Source organism: Rhizobium sp. YS-1r (genome assembly GCF_000757525.1).
GTDB classification, from domain to species: Bacteria; Pseudomonadota; Alphaproteobacteria; order Rhizobiales; family Rhizobiaceae; genus Neorhizobium; species Neorhizobium petrolearium.
In genome coordinates, this window is sequence record NZ_JPYQ01000024.1 from 151457 (window position 1) to 166828 (window position 15372).

General features: G+C 61.5%; 14 protein-coding genes. 6 read left to right on the top strand and 8 right to left on the bottom strand.

Translation table 11 applies throughout. The features are described 5' to 3' along the window. Positions 1 to 34: 34 nt before the first annotated feature. The 6 genes from rhaS (at position 35) to JL39_RS16775 (ending at position 6443) form a co-directional block, all read left to right on the top strand. Positions 35 to 1030, top strand: coding sequence for a rhamnose ABC transporter substrate-binding protein (gene rhaS, locus JL39_RS16750; RefSeq protein WP_037152826.1), 996 nt, complete (start codon positions 35 to 37; stop codon positions 1028 to 1030). Between the two features lie 168 nt (positions 1031 to 1198). Continuing rightward, positions 1199 to 2734 (top strand): sugar ABC transporter ATP-binding protein, encoded by a 1536-nt coding sequence (locus tag JL39_RS16755; RefSeq protein ID WP_052182969.1) that lies wholly within the window; start codon positions 1199 to 1201, stop codon positions 2732 to 2734. 10 nt (positions 2735 to 2744) lie between these two features. Further along, positions 2745 to 3734 (top strand): ABC transporter permease, encoded by a 990-nt coding sequence (locus tag JL39_RS16760; RefSeq protein WP_037152828.1) that lies wholly within the window; start codon positions 2745 to 2747, stop codon positions 3732 to 3734. After that, the gene (locus tag JL39_RS16765; protein WP_037152832.1) at positions 3731 to 4732 is read left to right on the top strand and encodes an ABC transporter permease; all 1002 of its coding nucleotides are present in this window, start codon (positions 3731 to 3733) and stop codon (positions 4730 to 4732) included. Before JL39_RS16760 ends, JL39_RS16765 begins: the two co-directional genes overlap by 4 nt. Next, positions 4729 to 5049 (top strand): L-rhamnose mutarotase, encoded by a 321-nt coding sequence (rhaM, locus tag JL39_RS16770; RefSeq protein WP_037152834.1) that lies wholly within the window; start codon positions 4729 to 4731, stop codon positions 5047 to 5049. Before JL39_RS16765 ends, rhaM begins: the two co-directional genes overlap by 4 nt. Then, positions 5046 to 6443, top strand: a complete 1398-nt coding sequence (locus JL39_RS16775) for an FGGY-family carbohydrate kinase (RefSeq protein ID WP_037152837.1) — start codon at positions 5046 to 5048, stop codon at positions 6441 to 6443. Before rhaM ends, JL39_RS16775 begins: the two co-directional genes overlap by 4 nt. Here JL39_RS16775 and JL39_RS16780 read toward each other — a convergent pair. Genes JL39_RS16780 through JL39_RS16815 form a run of 8 tightly spaced genes read right to left on the bottom strand, consistent with a single transcriptional unit; the run spans position 6412 to position 14947 of the window. Continuing rightward, positions 6412 to 7464 carry a DUF4365 domain-containing protein gene (locus JL39_RS16780; RefSeq protein WP_037152840.1) on the bottom strand — a complete coding sequence of 351 codons (1053 nt, stop codon included), beginning with the start codon at positions 7462 to 7464 and terminating at the stop codon, positions 6412 to 6414. The two genes, JL39_RS16775 and JL39_RS16780, sit on opposite strands and share 32 nt — an antisense overlap. Positions 7465 to 7476: 12 nt before the next feature. After that, complete coding sequence (locus tag JL39_RS16785; protein ID WP_037152842.1) at positions 7477 to 8010, bottom strand: NADH-quinone oxidoreductase subunit B family protein; 534 nt, start codon at positions 8008 to 8010, stop codon at positions 7477 to 7479. 12 nt (positions 8011 to 8022) lie between these two features. Continuing rightward, the gene (locus JL39_RS16790) at positions 8023 to 9534 is read right to left on the bottom strand and encodes a nickel-dependent hydrogenase large subunit (RefSeq protein WP_037152845.1); all 1512 of its coding nucleotides are present in this window, start codon (positions 9532 to 9534) and stop codon (positions 8023 to 8025) included. 14 nt (positions 9535 to 9548) lie between these two features. Next, positions 9549 to 11012 (bottom strand): hydrogenase 4 subunit F, encoded by a 1464-nt coding sequence (locus tag JL39_RS16795; RefSeq protein ID WP_037152847.1) that lies wholly within the window; start codon positions 11010 to 11012, stop codon positions 9549 to 9551. Beyond that, positions 11009 to 11674, bottom strand: a complete 666-nt coding sequence (locus JL39_RS16800; protein ID WP_037152851.1) for a hydrogenase-4 component E — start codon at positions 11672 to 11674, stop codon at positions 11009 to 11011. Before JL39_RS16800 ends, JL39_RS16795 begins: the two co-directional genes overlap by 4 nt. Continuing rightward, positions 11674 to 12630 (bottom strand): NADH-quinone oxidoreductase subunit H, encoded by a 957-nt coding sequence (locus JL39_RS16805; RefSeq protein ID WP_037152854.1) that lies wholly within the window; start codon positions 12628 to 12630, stop codon positions 11674 to 11676. Before JL39_RS16805 ends, JL39_RS16800 begins: the two co-directional genes overlap by 1 nt. Next, a complete protein-coding gene (gene hyfB / locus JL39_RS16810; RefSeq protein ID WP_037152857.1) occupies positions 12621 to 14636 on the bottom strand; it encodes a hydrogenase 4 subunit B in 2016 nt (671 codons plus the stop codon). Before hyfB ends, JL39_RS16805 begins: the two co-directional genes overlap by 10 nt. Next, positions 14633 to 14947: a helix-turn-helix transcriptional regulator gene (locus JL39_RS16815; RefSeq protein WP_200883969.1), complete on the bottom strand. Its 315-nt coding sequence runs from the start codon at positions 14945 to 14947 to the stop codon at positions 14633 to 14635. Before JL39_RS16815 ends, hyfB begins: the two co-directional genes overlap by 4 nt. Positions 14948 to 15372: the final 425 nt, after the last annotated feature.

Sequence of the window (15372 nt, forward strand, 5' to 3'; positions counted from 1 at the left end):
GGGAAATGAACCTGTTCAACTGGGAGGACTGAAAATGAAACTAGCCAAGAAACTTGCGCTCGGCGTGGCGCTCGCCTTTGCCGCCATGACGACGGCCGCAAGTGCCGCCGACATGAAGATCGCCCTTGTCGTCAAATCGCTCGGCAACGGCTTCTTCGAAGCCGCCAACAAGGGCGCGCAGGAAGCAGCGAAGGAACTCGGCGGCGTCGAGGTCATCTATACCGGCCCGACGACGACCACGGCCGAAGGCCAGATCGAAGTGATCAATTCGCTGATCGCGCAGGGCGTCGATGCGATCGCCATTTCCGCCAACGATCCGGATGCCGTCGTTCCGGCGCTGAAGAAGGCTGCTCAGCGCGGCATCAAGGTAATTTCCTGGGATTCCGGTGTGGCGCCTGAAGGTCGCATCATGCATCTGAATCCGTCTTCCAACGAGCTGATCGGCAGGATGTGCCTGACGCTCGCCAAGAACCATCTGGAAGGCGGCAAGGGCGATTTCGCGATCCTGTCTGCCACCACCACCTCGACGAACCAGAACACCTGGATCGCCGAAATGAAGAAGCAGCTCAAGGATTTCCCCGGCCTCAACCTCGCCACCACCGTTTACGGGGACGACCTGGCCGACAAGTCCTATCGCGAAGCCCAGGGCTTGCTCACCTCGCAGCCGAACGTAAAGGTCATCGTCGCCCCGACCACAGTCGGCGTGCTGGCTGCATCGCAGGCCGTCAAGGATGCCGGCAAGATCGGCCAGGTCTACGTGACCGGTCTCGGCCTGCCATCTGAAATGGCTGGCGCCATCAAGTCGGGCGCGACGAAGGAATTCGCGATCTGGAACCCGATCGACCTCGGCTATTCTGCAACGCAGATCGCCTATCACATCGTCAAGGGCAACGCGGACGGCAAGCCGGGCTCCGAGATCAAGGCAGGCCGCATGGGCGCGATCAAGATCGACGACAACGGCGAAGCCGCGATGTCCGACCCGTTCGTCTACAATGCCTCCAATATCGACGAGTTCTCGAAGATTTTCTGAGCCGCAAGCAAGTTGCCCCTCACCCTAACCCTTTCCCCGCCCGCGGGGAGAGGGAACGTGCCACACGCAACATTGCGGATGAAGGAAAACGATGCGGCATATCCCTTCTCCCTGCATGCGGGGAGAAGGTGCCGGCAGGCGGATGAGGGGCTTTTGCAGGTGAAACCGATGATGAACGCCGCGGCACCGATGATCGAAATACAGCCAATCGCTACCGAAACACCAATCCTCGAAATGCGCGGCATCAGCCAGATATTTCCGGGCGTGAAGGCCCTCGACGGTGTCAGCATCAAACTCTATCCCGGCCAGGTGACGGCATTGATCGGCGAAAACGGCGCCGGCAAATCGACGCTGGTCAAAATCCTTACCGGTATCTACCGCCCCAATGAGGGCGAGATCCTGATCGACGGCCAGCCGATCGTCTTTCACAGTGCGCAGGCTGCGATCGATGCAGGCGTCACCGCCATCCACCAGGAGACCGTGCTGTTCGACGAGCTGAGCGTCGGAGAGAACATCTTTCTCGGCCACGCGCCGCGCACCCGTTTCGGCACGATCGACTGGCGGCAGATCAACGAGCGCTCAAAAACGCTCATGCGGCAGCTCGAAAGCGAGATCGACCCGACGATCCGGTTGCGCGACCTCTCGATCGCCCAGCGCCATCTCGTAGCGATCGCCAGGGCGCTTTCGGTCGAGGCGCGCATCGTCATCATGGACGAGCCGACGGCCGCCCTTTCCCGCAAGGAAATCGACGACCTGTTCCGCATTGTCCAGAACCTGAAGCGCCAGGGCAAGGCGATCCTCTTCATCAGCCACAAGTTCGACGAGGTCTACGAGATCGCCGAGAACTTCGTGGTCTTCCGCGACGGTCGCGCCGTCGGCCAGGGCAAGCTGAAAACGACGCCGCAGGACGAGATCGTCCGCCTGATGGTCGGCCGCGACGTCAAGGACGTCTTTCCGAAAGTCAATGTCGAGATCGGCGGACCGGTTCTCTCAGTCCAGAGCTACAGCCATCCGACAGAATTCCGCGACATTTCCTTCGAACTCCGGCGAGGCGAAATCCTCGGGCTCTACGGTCTGATCGGCGCCGGTCGCTCGGAGCTTTGCCAGTCGCTGTTCGGCATCACCCGACCTTCATCCGGCCGCCTCACTCTGGAAGGTCAGCCGATCGATATCCACTCATCGAGCGATGCGATCCGCGCCGGCATCGTCTACGTGCCGGAAGAGCGCGGCCGCCATGGCCTGGCGCTGCCCATGCCGATCTTCCAGAACATGTCGCTACCGTCTCTCAAGAAGACGTCGCGCTCCGGTTTCCTGAAGGCGGCCAACGAATTGGCACTCGCCCGCAAATATGCCGAGAGGCTGGATCTGCGCGCCGCCGCCCTTTCCGTGCCGGTCGGCACACTGTCCGGCGGCAACCAGCAGAAAGTGGTGATCGGCAAATGGCTGGCGACCCAGCCGAAGGTGATCATTCTCGACGAGCCGACCAAAGGTATCGATATCGGCTCCAAGGCGGCCGTTCACGGCTTCATCAGCGAACTGGCCGCGCAGGGCCTGTCGATCATCATGGTCTCCTCCGAACTTCCGGAAATCCTTGGCATGTCCGATCGGGTGATGGTGATGCGCGAAGGCCTCTCCGCCGGCATTTTCGAACGTGATCGTCTCAGCGCCGAAGTGCTTGTGCGTGCTGCAACCGGCAATCAGTGAGGAAAGACAGATGAACCGCCTCCTGAAAAACCGCGAAATCCTTCTCATCGTCATCATTGCGATCATGGTGGCCGCCTTCTCGACCCGTGCGCCGGGCTTCGCCTCGCCGGGCAATCTCGCCAACATCTTTAACGACACCTCGATCCTGATCATCCTGGCGCTCGGCCAGATGACGGTGATCCTGACGAAATCGATCGACCTTTCGGTCGCCGCCAACCTCGCCTTTACCGGCATGGCGGTGGCGATGACCAACGCCGCCTACCCCGACCTGCCGCTGGCGCTCCTGATCGTCATGGCAATCGGCATCGGCGCTTTGCTCGGAGCCATCAACGGCTTTCTCGTCTGGGCGCTGCAGATCCCGCCGATCGTCGTCACCCTTGGCACGCTGACCATCTATCGTGGCATGGCCTTCGTGCTCTCGGGCGGCGGCTGGGTCAATGCGCATCAGATGACGCCGGCTTTCCTCAATGTCCCTCGCATGCCGGTGCTCGGCCTGCCGGTCCTCTCCTGGATCGCAATCCTCATCGTCATCAGTGCATGGTTCGTCCTGACGCGCCTCCCCTTCGGCCGCGCGGCGTATGCCTCCGGTGGCAACCCGACCGCCGCGGTCTATGCCGGAATCGATATCGGTCGGACGCGCTTCCTCGCCTTCGTCTTGTCGGGCGCGCTGGCCGGTCTTTCCAGCTATCTCTGGGTATCGCGCTATGCCGTTGCCTATGTGGATATTGCAGCCGGTTTCGAGCTCGATACGGTTGCAGCCTGCGTGATCGGCGGCATATCCATTGCCGGCGGCATTGGCACCGTTGCTGGCGCAGTGCTTGGCGCCCTGTTCCTCGGCGTTATCAAGAATGCCTTGCCAGTCATTGGCATATCGCCCTTCGCCCAAATGGCAATTTCCGGCATCGTCATCGTACTCGCCGTCGTCTTCAATGCCCGTGCCGAAAAGAAGGCGGGCCGCATCATCCTGCGCAACCGCGCAGCTCCCGAGGTAACCGCATGAACGACGTCGCTACCACGAAACGAGTTATTCCAGACCGGCTTGGGACGAAAGCCTCGCGCATGCTCGGCAGCTGGGAAATCCTGCTCTTCGGCGTGGCGGTGCTGATCTTCATCTTTAACGCCTTCGCCTCGCCCTACTTCCTCAACGCCTGGAATCTCTCCGACGCGACGTTCAATTTCACCGAAAAGGCGATGATCGCCTTTGCCATGGCTTTGCTCGTCATTGCCGGCGAGATCGACCTGTCGGTCGCGGCAATCATCGCGCTTGCTTCGACGGCGATGGGCGCAGCCGCACAGGCTGGTATCGGCACGCCTGGACTGGTGACGATCGGCATCGGCACCGGGCTTGTCTGCGGGGCCTTCAATGGACTGCTTGTCGCAGGTTTGCGCCTTCCGTCCATTGTGGTGACGATCGGCACGATGAGCCTCTTCCGGGGCATTTCCTACATTGTGCTCGGCGACCAGGCCTATGGCAAATATCCGGAGAGCTTCGCTTACTTCGGACAGGGCTACGTCGCCTGGGTCTTCTCCTTCGAATTCGTGCTGTTCATCGTCCTCGCCATTGCCTTCTCCGTCCTCCTGCATGCGACGAATTTCGGTCGGCAGATTTACGTCATCGGCAATAATGAATTCGCTGCGCGTTTTTCAGGGATTCCGGTGGAGCGGGTCAAATTCATCCTCTTCCTCCTGACCGGACTGATGGCCGGCGTCGCTTCCGTCTGCCTCACCTCGCGGCTCGGTTCCACCCGGCCATCGATCGCACAGGGCTGGGAGCTGGAAATCGTCACCATGGTCGTGCTGGGTGGTGTTTCGATCCTCGGCGGCGCCGGCACGATCGCCGGCGTCGTCATTGCCGCCTTCGTCATGGGGCTCGTCACCTTCGGGTTGGGCCTGCTCAACGTACCCGGCATCGTCATGTCGATCTTCGTCGGTCTGCTTTTGATCATCACCATCGCCGTGCCGATCATTACCCGCCGCATCAGGGAAATGAGCCGATGACTCTGGAAAAATATGCCTTCAAGATGAAGCTCAATCCGGGCATGGAGGCGGAATACCGGAAGCGTCATGACGAGATCTGGTCGGAACTGGTCGATCTGCTGCACCAGGCAGGTGTCAGCGACTATTCCATTCATCTCGATCGCGAAACCAATATCCTCTTCGGGGTGCTGACCCGTCCACAGAACCATGGCATGGCGGGCCTGCCGGACCATCCGGTCATGAAGAAGTGGTGGGCACATATGGCCGATATCATGGAAACCAATCCGGACAATTCGCCGGTCGCGACCGACCTCGTGACGGTATTTCACTTGCCATGAACGAGCCGGGAAAGATCGCCGTCCTCGACATCGGCAAGACCAACGCCAAGGTCGTCGTGCTCGATTTCGCAACTGGCCAGGAGATCGCCGAACGGCGCATGCCGAACCGGGTTCTCTCCGATCCGCCATATCCTCACTACGATACGGAAGCGCTGTGGACCTTTGTGCTGGAAGCGCTGACCAACTTCGCGCAACAACCCGGCTTCGATGCGATCTCCATCACCACGCATGGCGCAGCTGCCGTGCTTCTGGATGACACGGGCAATCTCGCCTTGCCGGCCCTGGACTACGAGCATCAATATCCGGAAGAAATTCAAAAGGCCTATGCAGCTCTTCGGCCGCCCTTCTCAGAGACCTTCTCGCCGCCCCTTTCCGGCGGCTTGAATGTCGGGGCGCAACTCCATTACCAGAAGACGGTCTTTCCGGAGGATTTCGCCCGGGTGCGGACGATCCTGACCTATCCACAATACTGGGCGTGGAGGTTGACCGGAGTAGCGGCGAACGAGGTCACCTCGCTAGGTTGCCATACGGACCTCTGGCGACCGCGCGAAGGCGCCTACTCCTCGCTCGTCGATGCGCTCGGCATCCGGAACTTCATGGCGCCGGTGCGCTCCGCCTTTGATGCTTTGGGGCCGGTCCTGCCGGAGATCGCCGAAAGAATCGGCCTCATGAAACCGGTTCAGGTATATTGCGGCATCCATGATTCCAACGCCTCGCTGCTGCCGCACCTGATTGGACGCGAGCCGCCTTTCGCCGTCGTCTCGACCGGCACGTGGGTGGTGAGTTTTGCGGCCGGCGGTGATCTCGACCATCTCGATCCTGAGCGCGATACACTCGCCAATGTCGATGCCTATGGCCGCGCGGTGCCCTCCTCCCGCTTTATGGGCGGCCGCGAATTCGAACTTTTGACCGCCGAGCTTGGCGAGTTCCCGCTGGAGGCCGCCCTGGCCGCGATGCCTGCAGTAATCGAAAAAGGTGTCATGCTGCTGCCGAATATTGCAGCAGGCTCAGGCCCCTTCCCCGGCCACGAACGGCAATGGATCAACGACAGGGGCACCTCGACAGACGAACGCTGGACCGCCGCCTGTCTCTATCTCGCGCTGATGACAGAGACCTGCCTCCACCTGATTGGCGCCAAAGGACCTGTTCTGGTGGAAGGTCCGTTTGCCTCGAATGCCGCATACCTTCGCACGCTGGCATCGTTGCTGGGCCGCGAGGTGATTGCGCTGCCTGGATCAACCGGAACAAGCCAGGGTGCTGCGCTGCTGGCGGGAATGCCTTCGGTCGAGGCCAAGAAATTTGCCCGATTCGAGGGCCGCATCCATCACCTGACAGATTATAAAGAGAGCTGGCGCCGACACATCAGTTTTCCCGGTCATCGGAAGCCCGGTTGACGCCGCGTTTGCGCCAGAATTCACGCTCCTCCTCTTGCGTCATGAAATCCTCTGGCTCCGGAGCGGTTGGTTCCTTTTCGTGCGGGTAGCCTGCCTCCAGAAAGCTTTCGGCATCGAGATAGGCACAGGCTTCCGGACGCAGTTCAACGTCCAGCACGTGAACGGCGATCTTTTCCGAATATTCCGCAATCGGTTCGGCATAGGAATAGCTCGCCCACGGGAAAAGTCTGGTCATGATCTCGTGGAGACTGTCTGCCCGCAAATGGTAGTCGAACCGCATGTCCGGACCGCTATCTCTGTCTTCCTTGAAATAGATGCGGAGATTGCAGAAGGTCGAAGGCGGGTCGATCCATTCATCCCAGACGAAGACAGTTATCCGATCTTGCATGTCCTCCATCAGCGGACGGTCGAGGGCAAAGATCGAACGCATCAGGGCTTCGGGATCGGCGGGGATTGCCTCTTCGAAAAGCAGCCGTGCCGCGGCGTCGAGCCGATTGGCATCCGGCACGACGATCGACCATTCCGCTTCTGTCTCCCGGCAGAAAGGCCGTTCGATGCGCTGCCAAACGATCCGTTTTCCGATCGTGTCGGCAACGAGAAGATAGACCGGCAGCGAATGCCTCGTCCAATAGTCCAGGTGCTCCTTGCGCCCATGATAAAGGTATCCTTCCTCTTCCCGGACACAGGACGTTTCTGACCGGATGTGCAGCGCCATGAACCGGCCCGTGGCTCTCCCTTCATCGAGAATTTCCGCCCGCGCCTCTATGCCGATATCGGACTCCGGTATCCGACGAAAGAACCATTTGAAATCCCGCCGGAAAACCTGCTCGCTGGCATCGACCGCGAGGCGCGTGACCTGATCCGCCGGATAGTTTTCCGGGCCTTTATGGCGCGAGCGGCGGAGCGGCTTTAGCGGAGATCGCCGTCTCCGGATACCTGCAAGTGATGAGAACGCTGCTGTGAGCAGAGCTGCTATATGGGCGCCGGTTGCGAAGAGTGCTGCCTGGAGACGTCGCATCATGGAAGACCGTCCTCACGAAGCGCGGGCTCCCTTGTCCGACTGCTCAAGCAGCGCGAGCAGACCTTTGAGGATGTCCGTCGGAGAGGGCGGGCAGCCCGGAATATGGAGGTCTACCGGAACGACCTTCGAAACCCCGCCCACGACCGCATAGCTGCCGGCAAAGCAGCCGCCGTCGCGGGCACAGCCGCCGAGCGCGACCACCCATTTGGGTGCGGGCGTGGCGTTGTAGGTTCGCAACAGGGCCTCGCTCATGTTCCTCGTCACCGGCCCCGTTACCATCAGGACGTCTGCATGCCGGGGGGAGGCGACGAAACGTATGCCAAAACGCTCGATGTCGTAAAAGGCATTGCTGAGCGCATGCATTTCGAGTTCGCAGCCGTTGCAGGACCCCGCATCGACGGCGCGGATCGACAGGCTGCGGCCGAGCCGCCGGCGGGCCGCCTTGTCGAGCGCCGCCGCCAGTTCCTCCGCCGCCACATCGGAAATATCCGGCGCCGGTTCGGTCAATGGCGGTCGGATCACACTTCCAAAAAGGAGCTTGCGCATGACGGCCTCCCTTCAGAGATCGTGGCCGGAATAGGAACAGTTGAACGATTTGTTGCAGAGGGGAAAATCGGCGACGATATTGCCCTCGATGACTGCCTCCAGCAGCGGCCACTGGAACCAGGAAGGGTCGCGCAGATGGCAGCGTTCCACCGTATTCCCGGCAAGCCGGAGCCAGACCAGCACATCGCCGCGAAAGCCCTCGACCATCGCCATGCCCTCCCTCACCTCGCCGTTTTCGGGGACCTCGATCCGCACCGGCCCGGCCGGGAGCCGGTCGAGGATCTGTTCGACCAGCGACAGACTGCTCTCCACCTCCCGAATGCGAACCCAGACGCGCGCATTGACATCACCCTCGCGCAGAACCGGCACGTCGAAGGCAAGTTCTCCGTAGGGCAGATAGCGCAAGGCGCGCCGAGCATCGAAATCGCGGCCTGACGCACGTCCGACATAACCGCCCGCGCCATACTGGCGGGCGAGTTCCGGCACGAGTCGGCCGGTTCCAACGGTCCGGTCCTGCAAAGAGGCGGTATTGTCGTAGAGTTCCATCAGGGCCGGAAACCGGCGGCGGATTTCCGCGAGCAATTCCCGCAAGGCGGTGATACCGATGTCATCGAGGTCGGCAACGACGCCGCCGGGCACGATGCGGTCGCGCATCAGGCGATGCCCAAAAGCGATGTCCGCCGCCCGCAGCACCCGCTCGCGCAACACGCCGCAATGGGCGAGCATCAATGAAAATGCCGCGTCGTTGCAGATGGCGCCGATATCACCGAGATGGTTGGCAAGTCGTTCGAGTTCCGCCATGAGTGCCCTGAGCCAGACCGCGCGTCCCGGTATTTCGAGCCCGAACGCTGCCTCCACGGCCCGCGAGAACGCATAGGCGTAGGCAACCGTACTGTCGCCTGATGTCCGTCCGGCGAGCTGGAGCGCTTTGTCGATGTCCGCACCCGCCATCAGAGCTTCGATCCCCTTGTGGACATAACCGAGACGCTCTTCGAGGCGAACGACTGTCTCGCCATTGGCGGTGAACCTGAAATGCCCCGGTTCGATGATGCCGGCATGGACCGGTCCGACCGGAATCTGGTGCAGGCTTTCTCCTGTCGCCGGCAGAAATTCGTAAGGAGCCGCTTCGGAAGAACGGAGCGCCTCCTCTCCGAGCGGGAAGCGGATATCCCAGCGCCGATGGTCGAGCCAAGGCCGGGTATCCGGCAAACCTTCGGGTTCAAGACCCGTCAGATCGCGGACCGTCCGTTCCAGGCGAAGCGCTGGTGAGTGATGTCGCGCGACGGAAGGATAGGCCCCCTCCAGCCCCTCAAGGCTGGCGACGCAGACCGCGCCGTCGACTTCGTCCAGCAGCGCCATATGCACCCTGTTCCGTTCGCCCCAAAGGCCGAGCAAGGTCAAGTGTCCATCCCGGAGAGCCTCGGCCAGGAAAACCCAGGCATCGGCATCGACAACGATACGTGGCCAAGGTTGATGCGCCTCGATGAGGCGACCGGTCCGGATGAAATTGCTCAGCATCGGCATACCCGTCCCCCTCATCATCGAAGAAGGTTGGCGATATGCTGGAACCAGGCGACCAGCGGCGGCGGCAGATAAATGCCGGCGCCGAGTACCAGCGCCAGATGGGCGTACATGGGAATATAGGACGCCTTGCCCGGGGCTACGCTGCCCCGTGGTTGGCCGAATGCCACCCCTGTCAGCCGCAGAAGCAGGGCCCCGAATGCAACCAACAACCCGAAGACAAGCGGGATCGCGAGCAGCGGATGTCGTGCGAAGGTGGAGCTCACGATCAGGAACTCGCTCATGAAAATACCCATCGGCGGCAGGCCGGCAATGGCAATGACGCCGGCGAGCAATCCCCAGCCCAGGCCAGGATGCGTCTCGGTCAGGCCGCGGATGGCGGAAAGCCTTTGCGTTCCCTTGATCTGGGCGACATGGCCGACGGCGAAGAAGATCGCCGATTTGGTGAGCGAGTGCATGACCATGTGCAGCAGGCCGGCAAAATTGGCGAGTGGCCCGCCCAACCCGAAAGCGAAGACGATGATGCCCATGTGCTCGATCGAGGAATAGGCAAACAGGCGTTTGATGTCGCGGCGGCGATAGAGCATGAAGGCGGCAAAGATCAGCGACGTCAGCCCCATCGTCATCATCAGCGGCCCGGCGGCGATCGCCTCGGGACTGGCGGCAAGCAGGATCTTGAAGCGCAGGACCGCATAGAGTGCGACGTTCAGCAGGAGGCCGGAGAGCACCGCCGAGATCGGCGTCGGTCCCTCGGCATGCGCATCCGGCAGCCAGGCATGCAGCGGCGCGAGGCCAACCTTGGTACCGTAACCCAGAAGCAGAAAGACAAAGGCGACATTTAGAAGCGCCGGATCGAAGGTAGCGGCATGCTCCACAAGAATGGTCCAGACCATGGCATCATAACCTTCGCCGACGACCGGCTGCGCGGCGAGATAGACGAGGATGGTGCCGAAGAGCGCAAAGGCGATGCCGACGCTTCCGAGGATGAAATATTTCCAGGCCGCTTCCAGCGCCTCATGCGTCCGATAGATGCCGACCATCAGCACCGTCGTCAGTGTCGCAAGTTCGACCGCCACCCACATCAGCCCGATATTGTTCGAGACGAAGGCGAGGTTCATGCCGAACATCATGACCTGATACATGGCATGGTAGAAACGCAGGTTCGACGGCGTCAGCCGCCCGGTTTCGAGTTCGTGCGCGATGTAGCTTGCGCTGAATATGCTGGTGGTGAACCCGACGAAGGCATTGAGGACGATGAAGACGATGTTGAGATCATCGACGAGCAGGTATTGTCCCGGCTCGGGCCGTTCGGTGACGAACAAGGAAAGGGCGGCGAGCAGCGTCAGCAGGCTTGCAAGCACATTGAGCCGCGCCGTGATCCTGTAGCCGGGCAAGAGGGCCAGAAGCGCCGCCGCCGCGACGGGGATCAGCAGGACCGCCGCCACCGCATCGAAGGCGAGCAAAGGGGATAGCGCGTTCACTTCCGCCTCCTCCCCCTGAAATCGTCGAGTGCCCTGACATCGACGGTATCGAACCGTTCCCGGATGCGGAACAGGAAGACGCCGATGACGATGAAGGCAATCAGGATCGAGAAGGCGACACTGATCTCGACGACCAGCGGCATCCCCTTGGCGCCGGTCGCGGCCAGCACCAGCCCGTTCTCCAGCGACATGAAACCGACGACCTGGCTGACCGCATTGCGGCGCGTGACCATAATCAGCAATCCGAGCAGCAGAACGGAGAGGGCGAAGGCAAGATCTTCACGGGCAAGCGGATCGGCCTCCGGCGTGACGCGCAGCATGACCACGATCGACAGCGCGACGAGCCCGATGCCGGCCAGCATGGTCGGGCCGACTCCGACGACCGTCTCGATCTCGCGATGGATGCCGAGCTGGCGGATCATGCGATGGAGCGCCACCGGAATGACGATGGCCTTGAAGATGAGGGCAATGGCCGCGGTCACGTAAAGATGCGGCGCGTCCTGAACGAAAGCCTGCCAGGCGACCGACAGTGTCAGCACCAGCGAGTGCAGTGCGAACACGTTGAGCAGGGCATAAAGACGGTCCTGGTAGAGCATCATCATGCTCACCAGCACCAGTCCGCCGGCAAGCATGTGAGCGATGTCGAAGACCGGACCATTCATCACAGGCTCCTCGAAACGAAACGCAGAAGAGTGGCAAGCAGCGCGAGCATGAGCGCGGCACCTAAGAATTCCGGCACGCGAAAAACTCGCATTTTGGCGATCGAGGTTTCGAACAAGGCAAGAAGCGCGCCCCCGACCGCAAGCTTGGTCAGATAGACGACGAGCCCGGCCAGATAGGCGATCGGCCCCGCTTCCGGGGCCGCTAGTTTCCACGGCACGAATATGCAGACGATCAGCGAAATGTAGAGGAGCAGCTTGAGCGACGCCGCCAGTTCGATCATCGCGAGATGCCGTCCGGAATATTCGAGCACCATAGCCTCGTGCACCATGGTGAGCTCCAGATGGGTCGCAGGATTGTCCACCGGAATACGGGCGTTCTCGGCAATCGCCACCATGACGAGCGCGACCAGGGCGATCGCGAGGGAAACGCGCAAGCCGACCTCAGGGGAACTCATGAACCCGGCGATCGTCGAAAGCTGCGTCGAGCCGGCCACCAGGGCAAGCGTGAAGATGATGAGCAACATTGAAGGTTCGGCGAGCGTTGCGATCATCGCCTCGCGGCTTGAACCTATCCCACCGAAGCTGGTGCCGACATCCATGCCAGCGAGCGCCAGGAGGAACCGCGCACTGCCCAGAAGGGCGACGATCGCAATCAGGTCCGCCGTCCAACTGAAGATCAGGCCGGTCGCGAATGTCGGGATGACGGCCGCCGCCACCCAGGTGGAGGCAAAGATCAGGTAAGGTGCCACCCTGAACAGCCAGGATGCGTTCTCCGCGACGACGACCTCCTTGCGGAACAACCGCAGGAGATCGCGATAGGGCTGGATCAGCGAGGGGCCCTGCCGGCGCAACAGCCGCGCCTTGGCCTTGCGGATGAGACCGGTCAGCAGCGGCGCCAGCAGCACGACAAGCGCCATCTGGAAAGCCTGAACGAGAAGAGCCGAAATCAGGACCATAGCGCCAACACCAGAAGCAGGAAAACAAGCGCAAGGAAGACCAGGCTCAGATAGCGCCGGATCGACAGGAACTGCAGGCGGTTGAGCTTCTCGGCAGCGAACCCGACGGCGCCCGCGATCGGCACATAGAGTCCCTCCCAGACCAGATCGTGCTGCTCGACCGAGAAGGTGGCTGGCCGGAGATCTCCCGGGGCCGGCATATCCACCCGTTCGCGGGCACGCATGGCGAGCGTGCCGAAGACGCGCCTGACGGGCTGGGCGAAGCTGCCTGCCGTATATTGTGTCGAAGGGCTGTTTTCGGGAAAGCCGCAATCCCAGGCGGCAGAACGACGAAGCGCCCGCGACGCCCAGCGATGGACGACATAGATCGTTGCCGAGGCTGAGACGGCGATGAACAGGAAGACCAGCAGGCCGTTGTAGGAACTGCGGCTTTCGGCGATCGGTACGATCGACAGCCAGGGGATATCCATCTGCACCGGCATGCGATCGCCGACCAGGGAAAGTACCACGGGCGAGGTGCCGTCGATAACGATCCCCGGCAGGATGCCGGCAAGCAGGCACAAGCCTGCAAGCGCGCACATCGCCGCAAGAGAGAACCGGTCCACGTCCGCGACTTCGCTAGCCGCCGGAGTTCGGGGACGGCCGAGAAACGTGATGCCGAAAGCCTTGACGAAACAGGCGGCCGCCAGCGCGGCCGACAGGGCGAGCAGGCCACCCACAGCCGGCACTGCGATCTTCAGCGCCCATTGCGGCAGGTCGGGGCTCTGCAATATGGCCTGGAAGGCAAGCCATTCCGACGCGAACCCGTTGAACGGCGGCAAGGCCGAAATTGCGACACAGCCCACAAGGAAGGTAAAGCTGGTGACGGGCATGCGATGGATGAGGCCGCCGAGCTTCTCCATGTCCCGCTCACCGGTCGCCGTCAGCACCGCGCCGGCGCCGAAGAAGAGCAGGCTCTTGAAGAGCGAATGGTTGAGGACATGGAACAACGCAGCGGTCAGGGCCAGCGCCGATGCTAGTCCCATGCCGTTTGCCTTGAAGGCCAGCGCCAAACCGAGGCTGACGAAAATGACGCCGATATTCTCGATGGTGCTGTAGGCGAGCAGACGTTTGAGGTCGCGTTCCATCAGGGCATGCAGAATGCCGAGCGCCGCCGTCGCTCCGCCCAGCAGCAGGACGATGAGGCCCGACCACCACAACGGCGCGCCGAGAAGATCAAAGGTGACGCGGATGAAGCCATAGATCGCGATCTTGGTCATGACGCCGCTCATCAATGCAGAGACATGGCTCGGCGCGGCGGGGGGAGCCAGCGGCAGCCAGACGTGCAGCGGCACGAGCCCCGCCTTGGAGCCGGCGCCGAGCAGCAGGAGGATCAGGACAAGGCCTGCCGTCAGCGGCGTATGTTCAGCCGCGCGAATGGCGGCAAAACCGTAGGCGCCTTGAGGCCCGGCAAGCAGGCCGAAGGCCAGCAGCAGAGCCAGCGTCCCGAAGCTTGCCATGACGATATAGATGTAGCCCGCCCTGCGATTGCCCGCATCGCGATGATGCGACATCACCAGCGCCCATGAGGCGAGCGACATGAACTCCCATGAAATCAGGAAGGTGAACGCATCGTCGGCCAGCAGCACCAGGTTCATTCCGGCGATGAAGGCCGGAAAGAACGGCAGCACCCGGTGCGGCGCATGCTCGTGCCGGCCGTAGCCGAGACCGTAAAGACTGGCGAGCGTGCCGCCGAGATTGGCCACGAGCAGGAAGAAGGCGGAGAGCGCGTCGAGCCGGAAATGGGCTCCGAGCCACGGCAGGCCGATGGGAAGGATGAGGGTCGGCGCGTCAACGAAAGATGTCGCGAGATGCATAAGACTGGTGACGAAAGCAATGGCCGAGAGAAGAAGGCTCAGCCCATAGATGGCCGGGGTCGCCCGGTGTGACCGGCTCATCAAAATCCCGAGCCCTCCCGTCACCAGAAACATGACAATACATGACAGGATGACGGAAAGCGATGTCATGAGCTCGACCCCGCCTTATTCCTGCGGGCAGGTGATCTTCCTGCCCCGTCTTCGGGCGGGTTGGCTCTCGTTTTCAACCGGACCCCTCGTCCGCCGTCCTCACTGACAGCGCCCTCTCTGATGAGTTCAATCCCGGCGTTCTCCAGTGCCGCCAGCAAACGCATCAGAGAATCGACATTGCCGCGGACGACGTCGACGCTGGCCTCCATGCGCTGGATTGTCGGCACCGAAATTCCCGCCCGCTCGGCCAGTTGGCGCTGGTCGATTCCAAGAAGAGCCCGGGCGGCTCTCATCTGAGCAGCAGTAATCACGATTCATCCATCGCTTATATTACGCAGACTCTGATATTCGCGAGTTATGATGTACCTATTGATGTCTCAAATCAACATTCTGATGCAATGAGACTCTGAAATTGGATTCCGCACTGCAATAAGGAAGTGGAACCCGCGTGCGATATCTTCAGAGTTTCGGCCCGATGATTTGCCGACGCGTCAACGCGCATGGTCCATCGCAGCGATCGGCGAAACCCGGAAATTAGAAGTATCGGTGTAAGGGGATGCGCCCGGCAAATAGCCTGCGCATCTCATTCACATCTCACGCCATGGGGAGCTTCGACGTGGATCTTCAATCCAAGAGCTGGCGCAAACGGGTGGCAAGCTCTCGTGCCGTGTAGGGCTTCTTGAGCCAGCTTCCCGATTGGGCAAGTTCGCGTCCGGCGATCGCCGGCTCGGCATAA

Excerpts from the sequence above, each read along its gene's own strand:
- JL39_RS16765 (WP_037152832.1), top strand. The coding sequence starts at position 3,731 with ATGAACGACGTCGCTACCACGAAACGAGTTATTCCAGACCGGCTTGGG.
- rhaM (WP_037152834.1), top strand. The coding sequence starts at position 4,729 with ATGACTCTGGAAAAATATGCCTTCAAGATGAAGCTCAATCCGGGCATG.
- JL39_RS16775 (WP_037152837.1), top strand. The coding sequence starts at position 5,046 with ATGAACGAGCCGGGAAAGATCGCCGTCCTCGACATCGGCAAGACCAAC.
- JL39_RS16800 (WP_037152851.1), bottom strand. The coding sequence starts at position 11,674 with ATGAATGGTCCGGTCTTCGACATCGCTCACATGCTTGCCGGCGGACTG.
- rhaS (WP_037152826.1), top strand. The coding sequence starts at position 35 with ATGAAACTAGCCAAGAAACTTGCGCTCGGCGTGGCGCTCGCCTTTGCC.
- JL39_RS16805 (WP_037152854.1), bottom strand. The coding sequence starts at position 12,630 with ATGGTCCTGATTTCGGCTCTTCTCGTTCAGGCTTTCCAGATGGCGCTT.
- JL39_RS16755 (WP_052182969.1), top strand. The coding sequence starts at position 1,199 with ATGATGAACGCCGCGGCACCGATGATCGAAATACAGCCAATCGCTACC.
- JL39_RS16785 (WP_037152842.1), bottom strand. The coding sequence starts at position 8,010 with ATGCGCAAGCTCCTTTTTGGAAGTGTGATCCGACCGCCATTGACCGAA.
- hyfB (WP_037152857.1), bottom strand. The coding sequence starts at position 14,636 with ATGACATCGCTTTCCGTCATCCTGTCATGTATTGTCATGTTTCTGGTG.
- JL39_RS16760 (WP_037152828.1), top strand. The coding sequence starts at position 2,745 with ATGAACCGCCTCCTGAAAAACCGCGAAATCCTTCTCATCGTCATCATT.
- JL39_RS16780 (WP_037152840.1), bottom strand. The coding sequence starts at position 7,464 with ATGATGCGACGTCTCCAGGCAGCACTCTTCGCAACCGGCGCCCATATA.
- JL39_RS16790 (WP_037152845.1), bottom strand. The coding sequence starts at position 9,534 with ATGCCGATGCTGAGCAATTTCATCCGGACCGGTCGCCTCATCGAGGCG.